Source organism: Amycolatopsis solani (assembly GCF_033441515.1).
Lineage (GTDB): Bacteria > Actinomycetota > Actinomycetes > Mycobacteriales > Pseudonocardiaceae > Amycolatopsis > Amycolatopsis solani.
Genome location: NZ_JAWQJT010000001.1, coordinates 3,463,490 through 3,480,833, shown reverse-complemented (window position 1 = coordinate 3,480,833; position 17,344 = coordinate 3,463,490). Strand labels below are relative to the sequence as shown.

Below are 17,344 nucleotides of genomic sequence, written 5' to 3'. Positions count from 1 at the left end.
TGCCACGGAGGCCATCGAAATGCAGTACCGCACCCTGGGGCGCACCGGCGTCCAGGTCAGCACCCTCGCGCTCGGCGCGATGAACTTCGGCGCGATCGGGCGCACCACCCAGGACGAGGCCACCGCCATCGTCGACGCCGCCCTCGAAGGCGGCATCAACCTGATCGACACCGCCGACATGTACGGCCAGGGCGAGTCGGAGGTCATGGTCGGCCAGGCCATCAAGGGCCGCCGCGACGACCTCGTGCTCGCCACCAAGGCGGCCATGCCGATGGGCGACGAGCGCAACCACCAGGGCAGCTCGCGCCGCTGGCTCCACCGCGCCCTCGACGACAGCCTGCGCCGCCTCGACGTCGACCACGTCGACCTCTACCAGGTCCACCGCTGGGACCCGCGCACCAGCGACGAGGAAACGCTTTCCGCACTGACCGACCTGCAGCGCGCGGGCAAGATCCGCGCCTTCGGCTCGTCGACGTTCCCCGCGTACCGGATCGTGCAGGCCCAGTGGGCCGCGCGCGAGCACCACCTGACCCGGTACGCCACCGAGCAGCCCAGCTACTCGATCCTGCAACGCGGCATCGAGGCCCACGTCCTGCCGGTGACGCAGGAGTACGGCCTCGGCGTGCTCGCGTGGAGCCCGCTCGCGTCGGGCTGGCTCTCGGGCGCGGTCCGCGCCGGGCAGGAGATCAGCACCAACCGGTCGCAGGTCCTGCCGCAGCGCTTCGACCTCACCGACCCGGCCAACCAGGCCCGGCTCGACGCCGTCGAGAAGCTCGCCAAGCTGGCCGACCAGGCGGATCTTTCGCTGATTCAGCTGGCGCTCGGGTTCGTCACCGCGCACCCCGGCGTGACCAGCGCGCTCATCGGCCCGCGCACGCTCGGCCACCTGAAGTCCCAGCTCGAAGCCGCCGACACCGTGCTGACCGCCGACGTGCTCGACGAGATCGACGCGATCGTCGCCCCCGGCGTCGACCTGGCCGCGCACGAGAAGTTCGACACCCCGCCCGCCCTGCTCGACCCGTCCCTCCGGAGGCGTTGATGGCTCCCAGTTTCGGCATCATGACCGCGCCCATGAACGTGGGCTACGACGAGATCCAGCGCGTCTGGCGCGAAGCCGACGCGATCCCCGAGATCGAGCACGCCTGGCTGTTCGACCACCTCATGCCGATCGGCGGCGACCCGGACGGCCCGATCTTCGAAGGCTGGACCCTGCTTTCCGCGATGGCCGCGCAGACCGAGCGGATCCGGCTCGGCCTGATGGTGACCAGCAACCGCTTCCGGCCGCCGGCGGTGCTGGCGAAGATCGCGACCACAGTGGACGTCGTGTCCGGCGGGCGCCTCGACTTCGGCATCGGCGCCGGCTCGCGGCCGAGCCATCCCCTCGCCCGGCGCGAATACGACGGCCACGGCCTGCCGTACCACACCCAGGACGACGCCGTCGCCGCGCTCGCCGAAGCCTGCACGGTCATCCGTCGCTTGTGGACGGAAGCGGAACCGTTCGACTTCGACGGCGAGCACGTCGAGCTGAAGGGCGCGTTCGGCAACCCGAAGCCGGTCCAGCGGCCGCACCCGCCGATCATGATCGGCGGCCGGGCGAGCGCGACCCTGCGCGTGGTCGCCGAGCACGCCGACCAGTGGAACATCCCCGGCGGCGGCGACATCGAGGACCTGGCCGGGCGCAGCCGCCTGCTCGACCGCTACTGCGCCGAGATCGGCCGGGACCCGAAGTCGATCACCCGCTCGATCTTCCTGCCCGTCGACTACGACAAGCCCGCCGCCACGCGGGAAAAGATCGAAGAAGCGGTCGGGGCCGGGTTCGGGCACGTCGTACTGGGCCTGGCGAACCCGTACCCGGACGGCGTCGTGCGGTGGGTCGCCGACGAGCTGATCCGCTGAGCTACTTGTCGACCCCTTCGTAAGTGCCCTGGGTGAACCGGCGCGAGAACACGAAGTAGACGATCGCGACCGGCACCGTCATCAGCAGCGCCGCGGCGAGCTTCAACGGGAACTGGTTGCCCTGGCCCAGTTCGCCGGAAACCAGGCTCGCCACCCCGCTCGTCAACGTGTTCAGCGCCGGGTCCTGCCGGGACACGATGTAGTGCGGCAGCTCGTTCCAGGAGCCCTGGAACGACAGGATGGTCACGGTGATCAAGGCCGGTTTGGACATCGGCAGCACCACCGACCAGAACGTGCGCAGCGGCCCGGCGCCGTCGATGCGCGCGGCCTCTTCGACGCTGACCGGCACGGTGTCGAAGAACTGCTTCATGATGAACACCCCGGCGCCGTCGACCAGCAGCGGGATGATCATGCCCGCGTAGCTGTCGTACATGCCGAGCTGGTTGAGCACCAGGAACTTCGGGATCAGCAGCACCACGCTCGGGACCGCGATGACCGCCAGCACGGCCCCGAAGACCGCGTTCCGGCCGCGGAACCGGAGCCGGGACAGGGCGTAGCCGGCGAGCGAGTTGAACACGACCCGGCCCACGGTGATCGTCACCGAGACGAACACCGAGTTCGCCGCCCAGCGCGGGAAGTCCTGCTCGGCGAGCGTCTTGAAGACGCTGACCGACCACTGCTGGGGCCAGGGCAGGAGCGGGTGCGCGGTGGCGTCGGCGTCGGTCTTGAACGCCGTCGCGAGCTGGATGAGGAAGGGGTAGATGTACAGCGCCGCGACCAGCAGCAGCACCGCGTACCCGAGCCAGCGTTTCTTCATTTGCGCTCCCGCAGGGCCCAGCGCTGAACCAGGGTGAAGGCCACGATCACGAGGAACAGGAGGAACGCGATCGCCGCGCCCTGGCCCCACTGGTGCCCGATGAACGACGACGAGTACGACAGGTACGCCGGCGTCAGCGTGGTGTTGGCCGGGTTGCCGCGGCTGAGCACGTACACCTGGTCGAAGACCTGCCACGTGCCGATCAACCCGAGCGTCAGCACGAGGAACAGCGTCGGGCGCAGCTGCGGCAGCGTGACCCGCCAGAACCGCTGCCACGCCGTCGCGCCGTCGATCAGGGCCGCCTCGTCGACCGACGGCGGCAGGTTCTGCAGCGCCGCGTAGAACATCAGCATGAAGCCGCCGGTGGAGGTCCAGACGACGAGCACGATGATCGAGCACATCGCCACGCTCGGGCCGGACAGCCAGTCCCACCAGGACAGTCCGAGGAAACCGTGGCCCGCCAGAGCGGACGGCGGTGCCGCGGGGTCGCCGAGGGCGAGGTGGAAGATCCCGCGCGGGTCGGCGAACCAGCTCGGACCGTCCACTCCGAACAGTTTCAGCGCGGCGTTCACCGTGCCGGTGCTGGAGAACAGGAAGAGGAACACCACCGAGATCGCGACCGAGCTGGTGACGGTCGGGAAGTAGAAGGCCGTCCGGAAGAACTGGCGGCCCTTCAGCTTCTTCTGGTGGAGGACCAGCGCGAGGAACAACGCGAACGCCGTCTGCAGCGGCACGACGAACAGCACGAAGTAGCCGTTGTTGCGGACGCTGGTGGCGAAGTTCTGGCGGGTCAGCCCGGGTTCGGCGAGCAGCGCCGCGTAGTTGTCCCCGCCGACGAACTTCACACGGGAGGAGAACGGGCTGCCGCTGCCGGTCCAGTCGCTGACGCTCACCCAGAGCGCCATCAGGATCGGCAGCACCATGAACAGGCCGAGCACGATCAGCGTCGGGGCTAAGAAGAGCCAGCCGGCCCGGCCTTCGCGCCGGAGGGGGCGGCGGCCCCGGGTGCCGCGCAGGGGTGCGGTACCCGGGACCACCGGCGTGGTGAGCAGCGTGCCCATGGCGTCACTGCCCGAGTGCGGCCGCGGTGTTCTGCTGCAACTGCTGCAGGATCCGCTTCGGGTCGGCACCCGGCAGCTGCTGCAGCTGGGCGTCGAAGTCGGTCAGCACGGGGTCCATTTTGGCCAGTGTCACGGGCCCGTGCGCGTATTCGGCGCCTGCCACGAACGCCGACTGCGCGGGGAACTTCTGCTCGTACTGCGCCCGCACGGACTGCCGCGACGGGATCACGCCGAACGCCTCGGCGAACGCGAGCTGTTGCTGCGGCTGCATGAACGAGTCGACGAGCTGCTTGGCCTGCTCCTGGAACTTGCTCTTGGCGGCGATGCCCCAGCACTGCGTGAACGACAGCGTCCCGGGCCCGGCCGGACCGGCGGGCAGCGCGACGACGCGGTACTTGACGTCCGGGTAGTCCTTCTTCATCCCGCCGACCATCCAGTTGCCGTCGATGCTCATCGACGCCTTGTGCTGGCCGAACGCCTCGCCGGAGTCACCGGCCCCGATCTGCTTCGGGTACTTCGCGGCGCCGGAGGCGAGGAGGTCGCGGACGTAGGTCAGGGCCTGGAGGTTCTGCGGGGTGTCCGCGGTGGCCTTCTTCTGGTCGGCGTCGGTCGCCCAGCCGCCGGCCTGCACCAGGAAGGCGCCGACGCGGTCACGGGTGTCGTTGAAGACCAGCCCGGTGCGGCCGCCGGTGGTCAGCTTCTGCGCGACGCTCTTCAGCTGGTCCCAGTTCTTCGGGACGTCGTTGTCGGTGAGCCCGGCGGCGGCCCAGTCGTCGGTGTTGATCGCCAGCGCGAGCGTCGAAAAGTCCTTGGGAGCGCAGTAAAGCTTGCCGTCCTGGGTGAACGTCGTGCGCAGCGTCGGGTAGATGTCGTCCTTGGCGGACAGTCCGTCGCCGTACGGGAGCATTTCGGCGGCGTAGCCCTGGAACTTGGTGGCGTCGACGGCGAAGACGTCCGGCGGGCTGCCCGCGGCGAAGCCCTGGCTCAGCTGCTGCGCGAGGTCGTTGGCGGAGACGACCTCGGCCTTGGAGCCGTCCTTGCCCCAGGCCGCGGCGGCGTCCTGCATGGCTTTGAGTTCGGCGCCGCCGCTCGCGGCGATCATCACCTTGAGCGTGGCGGGCCCGGCCTGCTGGGCGGCGGGCTGGGACGAGTCGTCGAAACCACTGCCACACGCGGAAAGCGGGAGCAGCAGGCCGGCCGCCGCGAAGGCGGCCACAGTTCGGCGGGGAAGCATCGATCCTCCTTGATCGTGCGGGGACTCACGTGGTGCGCAGCACCAGGTGCGGGGTGAAGAGCTTGGTCACGGGTTCGGCGGCGGGCGCACCGCGCAGGATGGTCCGCAGCTGCCGCACGCACTCGGCGGCGACGTCGGCGATGGGCTGCGCGACACTGCTCAGCCCGAGCACGGACGCGGTGGGCGTGTCGTCGAACCCGATCACGGCGGCGTCGGCACCGGGCCGGATACCGCGATCCCGCAGTTCGGCGGTGACACCGAGGGCGAGGGAGTCGCTGGCGCAGACGAACGCGGTGGGCGCGCCGGCCGCGGGGTAGGCGCCTTCGCGGCGCTCGGCCGGGCCGCCGGCGGGCCGGTCCGCGGGGGCGCCCCCGGACTGCCGGCCACTGCCCACCTGCCAGCCGCTACCGACCTGCCAGCCGCTGCCGACGGGGCCGCCGCTTGCGGCCAGCCAGCCACTTCCGGCTGGTCCGCCGCCGGGCCCCGGGCGGCCGCCTTCGTCGCCTCCGGCCGACCCGCCGCCGGGCAACTCCCCGGAGCGGCCGCCTGCGGCCAGCCAGCCACTTCCGGCTGGTTCGCCGCCGGGCCCCGGGCGGCCGCCTTCGTCGCCTCCGGCCGACCCGCCGCCGGGCAACTCCCCGGAGCGGCCGCCTGCCCGTCCACCGGCCTGCCCAGCACCTCCGGGCAGCTCCACGCCGCTCCGAGCTCCCCCGCTCCAGGCCAGGTCGCTCGCGTCGAGCAGCCGGGCAGCCGCGGACCGGCCGCCCTCCACGCCGTCGAACACCGCGACCTGCGGGCCCTCGCCGAGCCCGGCGGCGGCGAGGCCCGCCGCCCAGCCGGCGCGGCGGTCGTCGCCGCTGCCCGAGCCCTCCGGCCAGCCGACGAACGCGATCCGCCGGTGGCCCTGGCGCACCAGGTGGTCGGTGGCCAGCCGCGTGCCCGCGGCGCCGTCGACGTCGGCCCACGGGTGGGTGTCCTCCGCGCCCCACGGGCGGCCGAAGGTGACGAACGGCAGCTCGCGCTCGAGCAGCCAGCGGGTGCGCAGGTCGTCGTGGTGGGTGTTGGTGAGCACGAACCCGTCGATCCCGACCGAGGCGATCAGGTCGGCGTACGCCCGGGTCTCGGCCTCGTCGTCGGCCGCGGTGAACAGCATGATCCGGTGGTCGTAGCGCTCGGCGGTCGCGGTCAGCGAGTGCAGGAACTGGTCCAGGACGACGCCGCTGACGCCGTTGCCCGACGGCGGGATGCACAGCCCGATGATCTGCGAGCGCGTGGTGCGCATCTGGCGGGCGGCGGTGTTCGGGCGGTACCCCAGCCGCTCGATGGCGGCCAGCACGCGTTCGCGCGTCTCCGGGCTGACCACCTCGGGCGAGTTGATCACGTTGGACACGGTCTGCCGCGACACCGCGGCCGCTTCGGCCACCGAGTTCAGCGTGGGCCGTCCCATTTCGCCTCCGTTTTGAACGTTCAACTGCGGGCCACTCTGAACCCGCGACGCTGAGCTGTCAAGACCTCGAATCCAGTTGACATTCTTTCGTTTGATCGATCCAATCGTAGGCATGGCCGACCTCCAGCCCCTGCTCCACGACCTCGCGATCGCCCTGCACGCGCCGACCGTCGTCCTGTCCGGCCGCGACGGGCAGATCCGCGGCGGCACGCAGGGACTCCTGCACGGCGACCTCCGGCTGCTCAGCGAAGCCGTCGTGACGGTGGACGGCGACGAGCCGGAGGCCATCGGCGACGACGAGCCCGCCGCCGACCGGGCCCGGTTCACCGGGTTGCTGCGCCGGCTCGGCGACCCCGGCCCCGATCCGACCGTGTGGCTGCGACGCGACCGCACGGTCACGGCGACCGGGATGACGGAGGAGCTTTCGCTGGTCTCGACGGCCGCCGCGAGCCCGCGCCGCGTCGTGGAAGTGGTGCTGGCCGCCGACTTCGCGCCGATCGACGAGATCAAGGCGGGCCGGGAGCGCTCCCCCGTCACGCCTGACGGCCAGCGGTGGGCGGCGTCCTCGGCCGTCTCCGAGGTGACGGCCGAAGGCGCCGAAGTCGTCGTCGACGGGCCGCGGCTCCGGCTGCGCTGGACGGTCGAAGGGGCCGCCACGCTGCGCTGGTCACTGCGGGTTTCCGACGAGCGGGCGCTGTTCGTGCCGGCCGGCGTCCGGCTGCCGCGCCCGCGGGTGCACGCCGACGACCGGCGGTTCACCGCGTTGCTGGACCGCGCGCTCGACGACCTCGACGGGCTCCTGCTCGCCGAAAGCGACCACCCCGCCGACGCGTTCGCCGGCGCGGGCGCGCCGTGGTTCCTCACGCTGTTCGGCCGCGACAGCCTGTGGACCGCGCGGCTCGCGTTGCCGCTTTCGGTGGAGCTCGCGGGCGGGACGCTCCGGACGCTCGCACGCGCCCAGGGCACGCGGCACGACCCGGCGACCGGCGAGGCGCCGGGCAAAATCCTGCACGAGCGGCGCCGGGACACCTTCGAGACGATCGACGGCGCCTCGCTGCCCGCCGAGTACTACGGGACGGTCGACGCGACCGCGTTGTGGGTCTGCCTGCTGCACGACGCCTGGCGCTGGGGCCTGCCCGAGGACGAGGTCCGCGACCTGCTGCCGACGCTGCGCTTCGCCCTGGAGTGGATCACCGGCGCCGCCGACTCCGACGGCGACGGGTTCGCCGAATACCGCGACGAAAGCGGCCACGGCCTCGCCAACCAGGGCTGGAAGGACTCCGGCGACGCCGTCCGCTTCTTCGGCGGCGAACAGGCGAAGCCGCCGATCGCGCTGGCCGAAGTCCAGGCGTACCAGCACGAAGCAGTCGTGTGCGCGGCTTCGCTGCTGACCGCTTTGGGGGAGCCCGCGCCCGGTCTTTCCGAGTGGGCTTCGACGTTGCAAGCCCGGTTCCGGGAGCAGTTCTGGGTGTCCACTCCGGACGGTCGCTACCCGGCGTTGGCCCTGGACGGCGACAAGCGGCCGGTGGACGCCCTGACCAGCAACATCGGGCACCTGCTCGGCACCGGGCTGCTGTCCGACGGCGAAAGCGCTTCCCTCGGCGCGCTGCTGCTGGACCCGAAGCTGGCGCCGGGGTTGGGCCTGCGCACGATGAGTTCGGCGGCGGGCGGCTACTCGCCGTTGAGCTACCACTGCGGCTCGATCTGGCCCCACGACACGGCGATCGTCGTCCGCGGGCTCCAGCGCTCCGGCCAGTCCACCCGCGCGGCTTCCCTGGGCGCGCAACTGATTTCGGCGGCGCCGTCGTTCGGCTACCGGCTGCCGGAGCTGTTCGCGGGCTACGGCCGCTCGGAGACGTCCGCGCCGCTGTCGTACCCGGCGTCGTGCCGCCCCCAGGCCTGGTCGGCGGCGGCCGCGGTCAGCCTGCTGATCGCGTTCCTCGGACTGGACGTCGACGTCCCGGCCGGCACGGTGACCCTGTCCCCACCCCGCCCGAGCCCGGTCGGCGCGCTGCGGGTGGCGGGACTCCCGCTGGCGGGCGGCACGCTGGACGTCGCGGTGGACGCGTCCGGCGAGGTCACCGACCTGCGGTTGCCGCCGGGATTCCGCCGGCTGGCCTAACTGTCCGCGGCGGGTGCTGCGGTCAGCCCACCTGGGAACGCGGGCTGACCGCAGGCGGCTCACGCCACCGAACAGAGGGTTCCGTTCAGCGTGAACGCCACCGGCAGGATGTTCGGCCCGCCGTAGTCCGCCACGAAGCCCACGTCGGTGCCCGACGCCAGCGGGGCTGATGACGTCACCGTCACCGCGCTGCCCGTCTGCGTCCACGTGCCGTTCCAGCCGCTCGTCACCCGCTGCCGCGCGGTGGGCCAGGTGAACGCCAGCGTCCAGTCTCCCACCACGTCCGCGGCAGTCACGCGGATGCCGCCGACGAAACCGCTCGCCCAGTCCGTCACGTCCGTCACGCGAACCGTGCAGCTGCTCGACGCAGGGGCACCTGCCGTCAACGTCAACGGCGGGGACGCCCACGACACGTTCCCCGCCGTGTCGCGCGCCAGCACGTTCACCTGGTACCGGCTACCCGGGACGAGATTCCTTGCGGTGAAGGAAGTCCCGGCCGTCTCGCCCCACTGCTGGCCGTTCGCGGACACCTCGTACTTCGCGATCGGGTGCCCGCCGGGGACCGCCGCGGGCCAGGTGAGCGTGGCCGTGCGGTCGGTCGCCGTGCCGGTCGGCTGACCTGGCGCTCCGGGACCGGCCCAAGGGGAAGCCGGGTGCAGGACCACGGTGGTCAGCGAGTACGGCGGCAGCGTCTGCGCACCCGCCGAACCCGAAGCGCCACTGGTGATCGACGTCGCACCGTTGGTGAACGTCGACACCTGCGTCGCCGCGGCCGGTGTGTAACCCGTGTAGGCGAGCGTCACCGCGCGGGCCGCGGACGGGTCCTTGTTGATCAGCAGCACCGCCAGGTCCCCGTTCGGGCGGCGGACGGCGTGCGCGCCGACGAGCGGGTCGTCCGCGCCGGCCCGGACGAACTGGTCGCCGGGGCGCGCGAAACCGCTCAGCACCTTCAACCCGTAGTAGGGCGCGAACGGCGTGTTGAACGCCGGTTCGCAGCCGTCCGCGAGACAGGTCGCACTCGAGAGCAGGCCGAAGTCGGCGTAGTCCGGGTAACCGGCCACAGTGGACAGTTTCGTCGCGCCGTTGTGCGTGTTCCACCAGTCCACGGTGAACACGCCGTTCGCCAGCAACGCGCTGTAGGCGTCGGCCGCGAACAGCGCGCCGGGCTGGGTGTTCATGCCCACCGGCGTGTTCATCTCGGTCATCGCGATGCCCAGCGGGCGGCCCGCCCAGCGCGCGATCTGTTCGCGGGCCAGGTAGATCATGTCGCCGACCTGCTCCGTCTTCGTCAGCGCCTCCTCGGCCGTCGAGCCGCCCGGGTACCAGTGCAGGATCGCGAAGTCGACGTGCGAGCCGGCGATCGACAGCACGGTCTGGTTCCACGTCGCGGTGTCGCCGTCGCCGACGATGGCGTCCGGCCAGTTCGCCGGGGTGGTCAGCACCGCGCCGATCTTCACCGTGGGGTCGGCCGCCTTCATGGCGTCGGCGTAGGCCACGACTTCGTTGGCGTACGTGACCGGGCCCTTGTCGGCGTGGTCGTCGGCTTCCCACGCGGCACCGTAGTGGCCGTTGCCGTAGTTCTCGTTGCCGATTTCCCAGTACTTGACGCCGTAACCCTTTTCGACGTTGGCGTACCGCACCCAGTCCGCCGCCTCCTGCGGCGATCCGGTGCCGTAGTTGGCGATCACGATCGGCTGGGCGCCGGTCCGCCGGACGCCGCCCATGAAGGTGTCGAAATCGGTGCCGGGCGCGACGTACCCGCCCGGCGCGGTGTTGTCCTTCCAGTGGTAGATGTCGCCGTAGGACCCGCCGGGGTAGCGCAGCACGCGCACCCCCGCGCCGCCGAGCAGATCGGCCACAGCGTCGGTCCCCAGCTGGCTGTCCCACACCGCGTGGTTGACGCCGATCCCGGTGTCCGGCACGGTGGCCAGCCCGGCCCGGACGTCGACGGTGACCGTCGCTCCGGGTGGTTCCGCGGCTTCGGCGGCGGGCACCGCCGCGGCGAGCACGGCGATCACCGGCCACGCTGCCCAGCGCAGACGTCGTGCGGTCATGGGAAGTCCATCCTCTCGTCGGGCGCGAACGGATGGCTGGGAGCGCTCTCGGAGAGAGAACCACCGCGCGGCCCGCAAGTCAACGAAAGTCGCGGGACGGCCCCGCGCGCATCGAGAGATCGACGCTTTCGAGCCGGTCGGCGACGAGCGTGACGACCCCTTCGGCCGCTTGGGCGCGCCCGCGGACCAGCAGCGCGGCGCTGGTGCGGGCGACCAGCCGCTGCCGTCGCCACAGACCCGGCGACACGAGGACGTTGGCCATGCCCGTTTCGTCTTCCAGGTTGAGGAAGGTGATCCCGCCCGCGGTCGCCGGGCGCTGCCGGTGGGTGACCGCGCCGCCGACCCACACCCGCGTGCCGTCCCGCACGCGCGCGAGCTCGGCGGTGGTGATCGCACCGCGCGCGTCGAGCAGCTCGCGCAGGTACTCCACCGGATGGCTGTCCGGGGAAACGCCGGTGGCCCAGAGGTCCGCGGCGGTGACCTCCAGCCGCGTCAGGCCCGGCAGCGCGGGCGCGTCGAGGCCCGGCGCGAGGCCGGGCAGGTGCCCGGGCCGGGTCGCCGCCGCCGCGCCGGCGGCCCACAGGTCCTGCCGCCGGTCGCCGCCGAACGCGCCCGCGGTGGCGAGGGCTTCGACGGCGTTCTTCTTCAGCCGGACGCGGCGGGTGAGGTCGCCGACGCCGTCGTACGGCCCGTTCGCCTCGCGCTCGGCGACGATCGCCGCGGCCGGGCCGTCGCCGAGGTGGCGAACCCCGGCGAGACCGAGGCGCAGCGCGAAGCCGCCGGTGCTGTCCGGGTCGGGTTCGAGAGTGGCGTGGACGAGGCTGGCGCCGATGTCGGGTTCGCGCACGCGGACGCCGTGCCGGCGGGCGTCGGCGACCAGGGACTGCGGGCTGTAGAAGCCCATCGGCTGGGCGCGCAGCAGCCCGGCGCAGAACGCGGCCGGGTAGTAGCGCTTGACCCACGCGCTCGCGTACACCAGCAGCGCGAACGACATCGAGTGCGCTTCGGGGAAGCCGTAACCGGAAAAGGCGTGGATCTGCTCGAAGATCCGGCCGGCGAGCTCGCGGCCGATCCCGTTGGCCTCGCACCCGGCGAAGAACCGCGCCATCAGCGCCTTCATCTTCGCGCTCGACCGCTTGGCGCCCATCGCGCGGCGCAGCTGGTCGGCTTCGGCCGGGGTGAAGCTCGCGACGTCGACCGCCATCTGCATCACCTGTTCCTGGAACAGCGGCACCCCGAGCGTCCGGTCCAAACTGGACGCCAGCAGCGGGTGCGCGTGCTGCCACTCCTCGTCCCCGCGGCGGCGCCGGATGTAGGGGTGCACGGACCCGCCCTGGATCGGGCCGGGCCGGATCAGCGCGACTTCGACGACGAGGTCGTAGAACTCCCGCGGCCGCAACCTCGGCAGGGTCGCCAGCTGGGCCCGGGATTCGACCTGGAAGACACCGATCGCGTCGGCCTCGCAGAGCATTTCGTAGACGGCCGGGTCGGCCAGGTCGAGCTTTCCTAGGTCCACTGTGGACCCGTGGTGTTCGGCGACGAGGTCGATCGTGTAGTGCAGCGCGGAAAGCATGCCGAGACCGAGCAGGTCGAACTTGACCAGCCCGACGGCGGCGCAGTCGTCCTTGTCCCACTGCAGGACGCTGCGATCGGCCATGGTCGCCCACTCGACCGGGACCACTTCGGACACCGGCTGCTTCGAGAGCACCATGCCGCCGGAGTGGATGCCGAGGTGGCGCGGGAAGTCCTCGATCCGCGCGGCCAGGTCGAGGACGTCGGCCGGGATCGCGCCGCCGGTCTGCTCCTTCGTGGCGGCGACCCCGCCCCAGCGATCGACGAGCTTGCTGAAGGCGTCCTGCTGCCCGGGGCTGTGCCCGAGCGCCTTGGCGGCGTCGCGGATCGCCGAGGGCGCGCGGTAGGTGATGACGTTGGCGACCTGCGCGGCGTGGAAGCGGCCGTGCTTGGCGTAGACGTACTGGATGGCCTCCTCGCGGCGGTCGGACTCGATGTCGATGTCGATGTCCGGCGGCCCGTCCCGCTCCGGGGCGAGGAACCGCTCGAACAGCAGGTTCCACTTCACCGGGTCGGCGTGGCAGATGCCGAGCGCGTAGCAGACGGCGGAGTTCGCGGCCGAACCCCGGCCCTGGCAGAGGATGTCGGCCTGCTTGCAGAACCGGACGATGTCCCAGACGACGAGGAAGTAGCCGGGGAAGCCGAGCTCTTCGATGACGGCGAGTTCGTGGTCGAGCTGGGCGTAGGCCTGGGGGTTCGCCTCGCGCGGGCCGTAGCGGTCCGCCGCGCCCGCCCGGGTCAGCTCGCGCAGGTAGGACATCTCGTCGTGCCCGGACGGAACCGGGAACGGCGGCAGGTCGGGGGCGACCAGCCGCAGGTCGAACGCCACTTCGACGCCGAGCACGGCGGCACGCCCGACGGCACCGGGGTAGCGGCGCTCGAACCGGCGCCGCTGCTCCATCCCCGACCGCAGGAACGCCTGCCCCGACGGCGGCCGCCACCCCTCGAGGTCCTCGGCCGACCGCCGCGCCCGGACGGCGGCCACCATGTCGGCCACGACGGCGTCCTCGGGCCGGGCGTAGTGCACGTTGTTGGACACGACGGTCGGCAGCCGCAGCTCCCGCGCCATCCCGTCGAGCAGGTCGTTGGCCGCGTCGTCGAGCGGCAACCGGTGGTCGATCAGTTCGACGGCGACGTGCCGCCGCCCGAACCGGTCGACGAGCCGCTCGAGCTCGGCGTGCGCGGCGGCGGGCCCGCGTTCGGCGAGCGCCCGGCGGACCGGCCCCTTGCGGCAGCCGCTGAGCACGACGACGTGCCCGGCCAGCTCGTCCACCAGCTCGTCGAGGTCGTAAACGGGCCGCCCCTTCGCCCCGCCGGCGAGCTGCGCGCGCGAGATGACGCGGCACAGCCGGTGGTACCCGTCCTGCTGCCGGGCGAGCACCAGCAGGTGCGACCCCTTCGGATCCGGTTCCCCGGCCTGCGGCGCGGGCAGGTCGAGCGAGAGCTCGGCCCCGAACCCGACGCGCACCCCGAGCTCGCGGGCGGCGTCGTTGAAGCGGACGGCGCCGTAGAGGCCGTCGTGATCGGTGAGCACGAGCGCGTCCAACTCCAGCCGCGCGGCCTCCTCGACCAGGGTCTCGGGGTGGGAGGCCCCATCGAGGAAGCTGAAGTTGGAGTGCACGTGCAGTTCGGCGTAGGGCGCCCGGATCCGATCCCCGCCGTCGTCCCGGCGCCGCCGCCTCCGCAGATCGGCGGGCGCCCCGGAATACCCTTCGCGCTTGCGCGACCACGCGGGGGCATCGCTGCCGTCCCCGGGCGCGGCCGGTCGCCCGGAGGCGATCCGCTCCACTTCGGACCACGGCACATTCGGGTTGTTGAACGCCAAAGCCAGCTCCCGCAAGGAAAGTTCACTGAGGGGAAGCCAGCGAATACCGCTCGAACACGAGTTCGACTACGAGGTTGATCCTGCGTCGGGGAGCGAGTGGTGTCAACTGTGGACGGCGTGGGAGTCGGTGTCGTCACATGGCCGTAAAGTCGCCGGTGTGAGTAGCGCTGCCGAGCCCACCCTCGTGATCCTCACCGCCCTGGACGTGGAATACGACGCGGTCCGCGCTCAGCTCAGCGACCTGGAGGAGATCCACCACCCGTCCGGCACCCTGTTCGAGGTAGGCCGGCCACCGGTCGGCCGCGGGTCGATCGCGCTGGCGCTCACCGGACAGGGCAACCAGGCGGCCGCGATCATCACCGAACGCGCCATCGCCACCTTCGCCCCCGAGGCCCTGCTGTTCGTCGGCATCGCCGGCGCACTCCACGACGACCTCGAACCCGGAGACGTCGTCGTGGCCACCAAGGTGTACGGCTACCACGGGGGCAAGGACGAGGACAGCGGGTTCCGGGCCCGGCCGCAGGCCTGGGAACTCTCGCACCGCCTCGACAACCTGGCCCACGCGGTCAAGCGGCAGCAGACGTGGACCACGCTCATCCGGTCCGCCTCACCGCGGCAGCCGCAGGTGCACCGCAGGCCCGTCGCCGCCGGCGAAGTCGTCCTCAACTCACGCACCACCCCGCTCGCCGAGCAGCTGGGCCGGCACTACGACGACGCGGCCGCCATCGAGATGGAAAGTGCCGGCGTGGCCAAGGCGGGGCACTTCAACGACAACCTCGACGTGGTCACGATCCGCGGCATCAGCGACCGGGCCGACGGGCACAAGCACGCCGCGGACCGGACAGGCCGGCAATCGATCGCCGCCGCGAACGCGGCCGCGTTCGCGCTCGCGCTGGCCGCCAAGATCACCTCCGGCCCGGCCCGGCCGCACCCGGCTTCCGCGGAGCAGGACCCTTATCTGACCAGCGGTCAGTACGCCAAGGACTTTTCCGGAACGACCGCGGACGACGAGTACGGGCCCATGGGCATCCTCCAGAACCGGGCCTGCACGGCCGAGATCGCCCGCAGGATGGGCTTCCGGACGCCGCCGGACCCGCCCACCTGGAAAGAAATCGTCGCCCAGTCCGAAGTGCTCTCGTCGCGCAAGGAGAAACTCCTCGCCGAGATGCAGCAAGTCATGGGGGTCGAGCCGGATCACGCCATCATCCTGGGCCACCGCCACGAGATCGTGCACCAGCGATGCATGCTGTGGAGCGCCGGGCAAGCCGTGACGCCGCTCCGCGTGCTGCTCTCGGATGAACTCCGGATACTCGGGCCCAGCCATCCGCAGACGTTGAGCACCCGGCACTTCCTCTACTGGTTCCAGGGGCAAGCGCACAGCGCGACCGAAGCGCGCGAGGACCTCCGAGGCCTGCTCGCGGACGAACTGCGGGTCTCGGGACCCGATCACCTGCAGACCTTGAGCGTGCGGCATTCCCTGGGCTGGCTCGAAGGGATGACCGGGAACACGGGGAAAGCGGTGGCGGACCTCGAAAGCCTCCTCCGCCGGGAAGAACGGGTGCTCGGCCCCCGGCACATGCTGATCCAGAACACGACGTACGCCCTGAAACTCTTCCGGCAGCAGCCCTCCACCTAGTCGTAGCAGCCCTCGACCGTCCATTGTGGATCATCCCCGATCGTGGCCTTCAGCAGCAGGGCAAGGTCGCCCTCGTCGGTTTCCAGGACCACCTGGACGCGGGCGAGGCGGGTGCCGCGGTGGTGGACGATCCAGGGGCCCGCCGAGCCGAGGACGTGGCGGGAAGGGCCGTCGTCGGCGGCCACCGTCGCGGGTGGGTGGCTGAGCTCGCCGCGGTCGGTGCAGCGGACCGCGGCGCCCGCCGCGTCGAGGACCGTCGCCGGGACCCGGCGGGCGGATACCACCGTCGGGGAGGGGGCGGGGAGCCGTCCCGGCCAGGGCTGGTCGGCGGTGGCCGGGGTGCGGGGTTCGCCCCACGGGACGAGCCGGACGCGCTCGGCCGGGCCGCGGCCGCCGTCGAGCAGCGGGGTGACGACCGCGTCCGGGCCCAGCAGGCCCTGGATGCGGACCAGGGCGCGGCCGGCGCGCTCGGCGGCGTCGGCGTCGCGGCCCATCGAGCCGAACTGCAGCTGCAGCGCCTGCCCGCCGACCACCTCCTCGGGGTCGAGGCGCAGCCGGACGATGCCGGCGGTGGGCCGGTCGCGGGCGTTGAGCCAGCCTTCGCACTGCCAGCGCACGCGGTCGGCCGTCGCGCGGGCGGTCAGCGGTTCGGCGCAGCGCCAGACGCGGACGCGTTCCTCGCCGGCTTCGGTGATCGCGACGACGGCCAGCCGGGTGCAGGCGAGGCCGTGGCGGGCGAGCCCGGCGAAGAAGCGTTCGCCGAGCGTCTTCGCGACGAACGCGGCTTCGTCGACGCGGGCCAGCGGGTGCTCGAAGGTTTCGGTGACCGACAGGTCCGGCGGCAGGGCGCGGCGCAGGGGCGGGCGCTCGGAGAGGCCGCGGGCGAGGCGGTGCGCGGTGACGGCGTCCTTCGGGAACCGGCCGGCGACGTCCCGTTCGGCGAGCGCGGCGAACGCGCCGAGGGTGCGCAGCCCGAGCCGCCGCAGCAACGCGACCAGCTCACCGCGCTCGTCGCCCGGCTGGTCCAGTTCGGTGATCGCGAGCGGCGCGAGGAACTTCGGAGCGTCCCCCCGCGGCACGAGCGCCGACCGGCGGGCGGCGAGGGTCGCGGCGAAGAGCCCGTCGGCGATCCCGACCTGGCACTCGACCCCGGCCCGGGCGGCGACCTCGTCGATGAGCAGCTCGGCGAGCGCGGCCTCCCCGCCGAAGTACCCGGCGGCCCCGGTGACGGGCACGGCGACGAGCCCGGGCCGGACGACCTCGACCCCGACCGCCTGGCTTTCGACGGCGGCGGCGACGGGTTCGAAGAGCCGCGCGTCGCGGTCGGGGTCGTGCTGGTGCACGACCAGCCCGGGACAGCGGGACTGGGCGTCCCGCCGGCGCATCCCCCGGCCGACGCCGCTGCCGCGCGCGGAGGCGGAGCAGGCGACGACCCGGTTGGCGGAGAAAACGGCGGCGGGCGCGGTGGGCGGACTGCCGGCCGCGGCCCCGGCGGCGACGACCGGCCAGTCCGGGCACCAAAGGACCAGGAGCCGCGGTGCATCGGTCATCGGAGACCTTCGGTGGCCGGTGTCGCGCGTCCGAGGTCCGCTGACAGCGTGGCGGCGAGGACGAACGTCTTGAATGAGTCATTCAGGTCTTCGGAGGTCCTGAATGACTCATTCAAGACCTGGGGACCGG

General features: G+C 72.2%; 11 protein-coding genes. 4 read left to right on the top strand and 7 right to left on the bottom strand.

Features of this window, described 5'->3' with window-relative positions; all coding sequences use genetic code 11:
- The first annotated feature begins 19 nt into the window (after positions 1-19).
- Together SD460_RS16600 and SD460_RS16595 are read left to right on the top strand one after the other, a co-directional pair.
- Positions 20-1,039: an aldo/keto reductase gene (locus tag SD460_RS16600; RefSeq protein ID WP_290060905.1), complete on the top strand. Its 1,020-nt coding sequence runs from the start codon at positions 20-22 to the stop codon at positions 1,037-1,039.
- On the top strand, positions 1,039-1,896 hold the full coding sequence (locus SD460_RS16595) for an LLM class flavin-dependent oxidoreductase (RefSeq protein ID WP_290060903.1): 858 nt from the start codon (positions 1,039-1,041) through the stop codon (positions 1,894-1,896). The genes SD460_RS16600 and SD460_RS16595 overlap by 1 nt, the downstream gene beginning before the upstream one ends.
- 1 nt (position 1,897) lies before the next feature.
- Here the strand turns inward: SD460_RS16595 and SD460_RS16590 are convergent, their stop codons facing one another.
- The 4 genes from SD460_RS16590 to SD460_RS16575 are packed head-to-tail and all read right to left on the bottom strand — an operon-like array spanning position 1,898 to position 6,455.
- On the bottom strand, positions 1,898-2,713 hold the full coding sequence (locus SD460_RS16590; RefSeq protein ID WP_290060902.1) for a carbohydrate ABC transporter permease: 816 nt from the start codon (positions 2,711-2,713) through the stop codon (positions 1,898-1,900).
- Positions 2,710-3,774 carry a carbohydrate ABC transporter permease gene (locus SD460_RS16585; protein WP_290060899.1) on the bottom strand — a complete coding sequence of 355 codons (1,065 nt, stop codon included), beginning with the start codon at positions 3,772-3,774 and terminating at the stop codon, positions 2,710-2,712. Before SD460_RS16585 ends, SD460_RS16590 begins: the two co-directional genes overlap by 4 nt.
- Positions 3,775-3,778: 4 nt before the next feature.
- Positions 3,779-5,008 carry a sugar ABC transporter substrate-binding protein gene (locus SD460_RS16580; protein WP_290060897.1) on the bottom strand — a complete coding sequence of 410 codons (1,230 nt, stop codon included), beginning with the start codon at positions 5,006-5,008 and terminating at the stop codon, positions 3,779-3,781.
- 25 nt (positions 5,009-5,033) lie between these two features.
- On the bottom strand, positions 5,034-6,455 hold the full coding sequence (locus SD460_RS16575; protein ID WP_318306335.1) for a LacI family DNA-binding transcriptional regulator: 1,422 nt from the start codon (positions 6,453-6,455) through the stop codon (positions 5,034-5,036).
- Positions 6,456-6,567: 112 nt separating this feature from the next.
- Between SD460_RS16575 and SD460_RS16570 the strand changes: the two genes are divergently transcribed.
- Positions 6,568-8,577, top strand: a complete 2,010-nt coding sequence (locus tag SD460_RS16570; protein ID WP_290061768.1) for a glycogen debranching N-terminal domain-containing protein — start codon at positions 6,568-6,570, stop codon at positions 8,575-8,577.
- Between the two features lie 59 nt (positions 8,578-8,636).
- On the opposite strand, the gene SD460_RS16565 is transcribed toward SD460_RS16570, so the two are convergent.
- Both SD460_RS16565 and SD460_RS16560 read right to left on the bottom strand, forming a co-directional pair.
- Positions 8,637-10,631, bottom strand: a complete 1,995-nt coding sequence (locus tag SD460_RS16565; RefSeq protein ID WP_290061769.1) for a cellulose binding domain-containing protein — start codon at positions 10,629-10,631, stop codon at positions 8,637-8,639.
- Between the two features lie 79 nt (positions 10,632-10,710).
- On the bottom strand, positions 10,711-14,028 hold the full coding sequence (locus SD460_RS16560; protein ID WP_290061771.1) for an error-prone DNA polymerase: 3,318 nt from the start codon (positions 14,026-14,028) through the stop codon (positions 10,711-10,713).
- 157 nt (positions 14,029-14,185) lie between these two features.
- Between SD460_RS16560 and SD460_RS16555 the strand changes: the two genes are divergently transcribed.
- Positions 14,186-15,664: a 5'-methylthioadenosine/S-adenosylhomocysteine nucleosidase family protein gene (locus SD460_RS16555; protein ID WP_290061770.1), complete on the top strand. Its 1,479-nt coding sequence runs from the start codon at positions 14,186-14,188 to the stop codon at positions 15,662-15,664.
- Here the strand turns inward: SD460_RS16555 and SD460_RS16550 are convergent.
- Positions 15,661-17,214, bottom strand: a complete 1,554-nt coding sequence (locus tag SD460_RS16550; RefSeq protein WP_318306334.1) for a DNA polymerase Y family protein — start codon at positions 17,212-17,214, stop codon at positions 15,661-15,663. The genes SD460_RS16555 and SD460_RS16550 overlap by 4 nt on opposite strands.
- Positions 17,215-17,344: the final 130 nt, after the last annotated feature.

Excerpts from the sequence above, each read along its gene's own strand:
- SD460_RS16600 (WP_290060905.1), top strand. The coding sequence starts at position 20 with ATGCAGTACCGCACCCTGGGGCGCACCGGCGTCCAGGTCAGCACCCTC.
- SD460_RS16595 (WP_290060903.1), top strand. The coding sequence starts at position 1,039 with ATGGCTCCCAGTTTCGGCATCATGACCGCGCCCATGAACGTGGGCTAC.
- SD460_RS16590 (WP_290060902.1), bottom strand. The coding sequence starts at position 2,713 with ATGAAGAAACGCTGGCTCGGGTACGCGGTGCTGCTGCTGGTCGCGGCG.
- SD460_RS16585 (WP_290060899.1), bottom strand. The coding sequence starts at position 3,774 with ATGGGCACGCTGCTCACCACGCCGGTGGTCCCGGGTACCGCACCCCTG.
- SD460_RS16580 (WP_290060897.1), bottom strand. The coding sequence starts at position 5,008 with ATGCTTCCCCGCCGAACTGTGGCCGCCTTCGCGGCGGCCGGCCTGCTG.
- SD460_RS16575 (WP_318306335.1), bottom strand. The coding sequence starts at position 6,455 with ATGGGACGGCCCACGCTGAACTCGGTGGCCGAAGCGGCCGCGGTGTCG.
- SD460_RS16570 (WP_290061768.1), top strand. The coding sequence starts at position 6,568 with ATGGCCGACCTCCAGCCCCTGCTCCACGACCTCGCGATCGCCCTGCAC.
- SD460_RS16565 (WP_290061769.1), bottom strand. The coding sequence starts at position 10,631 with ATGACCGCACGACGTCTGCGCTGGGCAGCGTGGCCGGTGATCGCCGTG.
- SD460_RS16550 (WP_318306334.1), bottom strand. The coding sequence starts at position 17,214 with ATGACCGATGCACCGCGGCTCCTGGTCCTTTGGTGCCCGGACTGGCCG.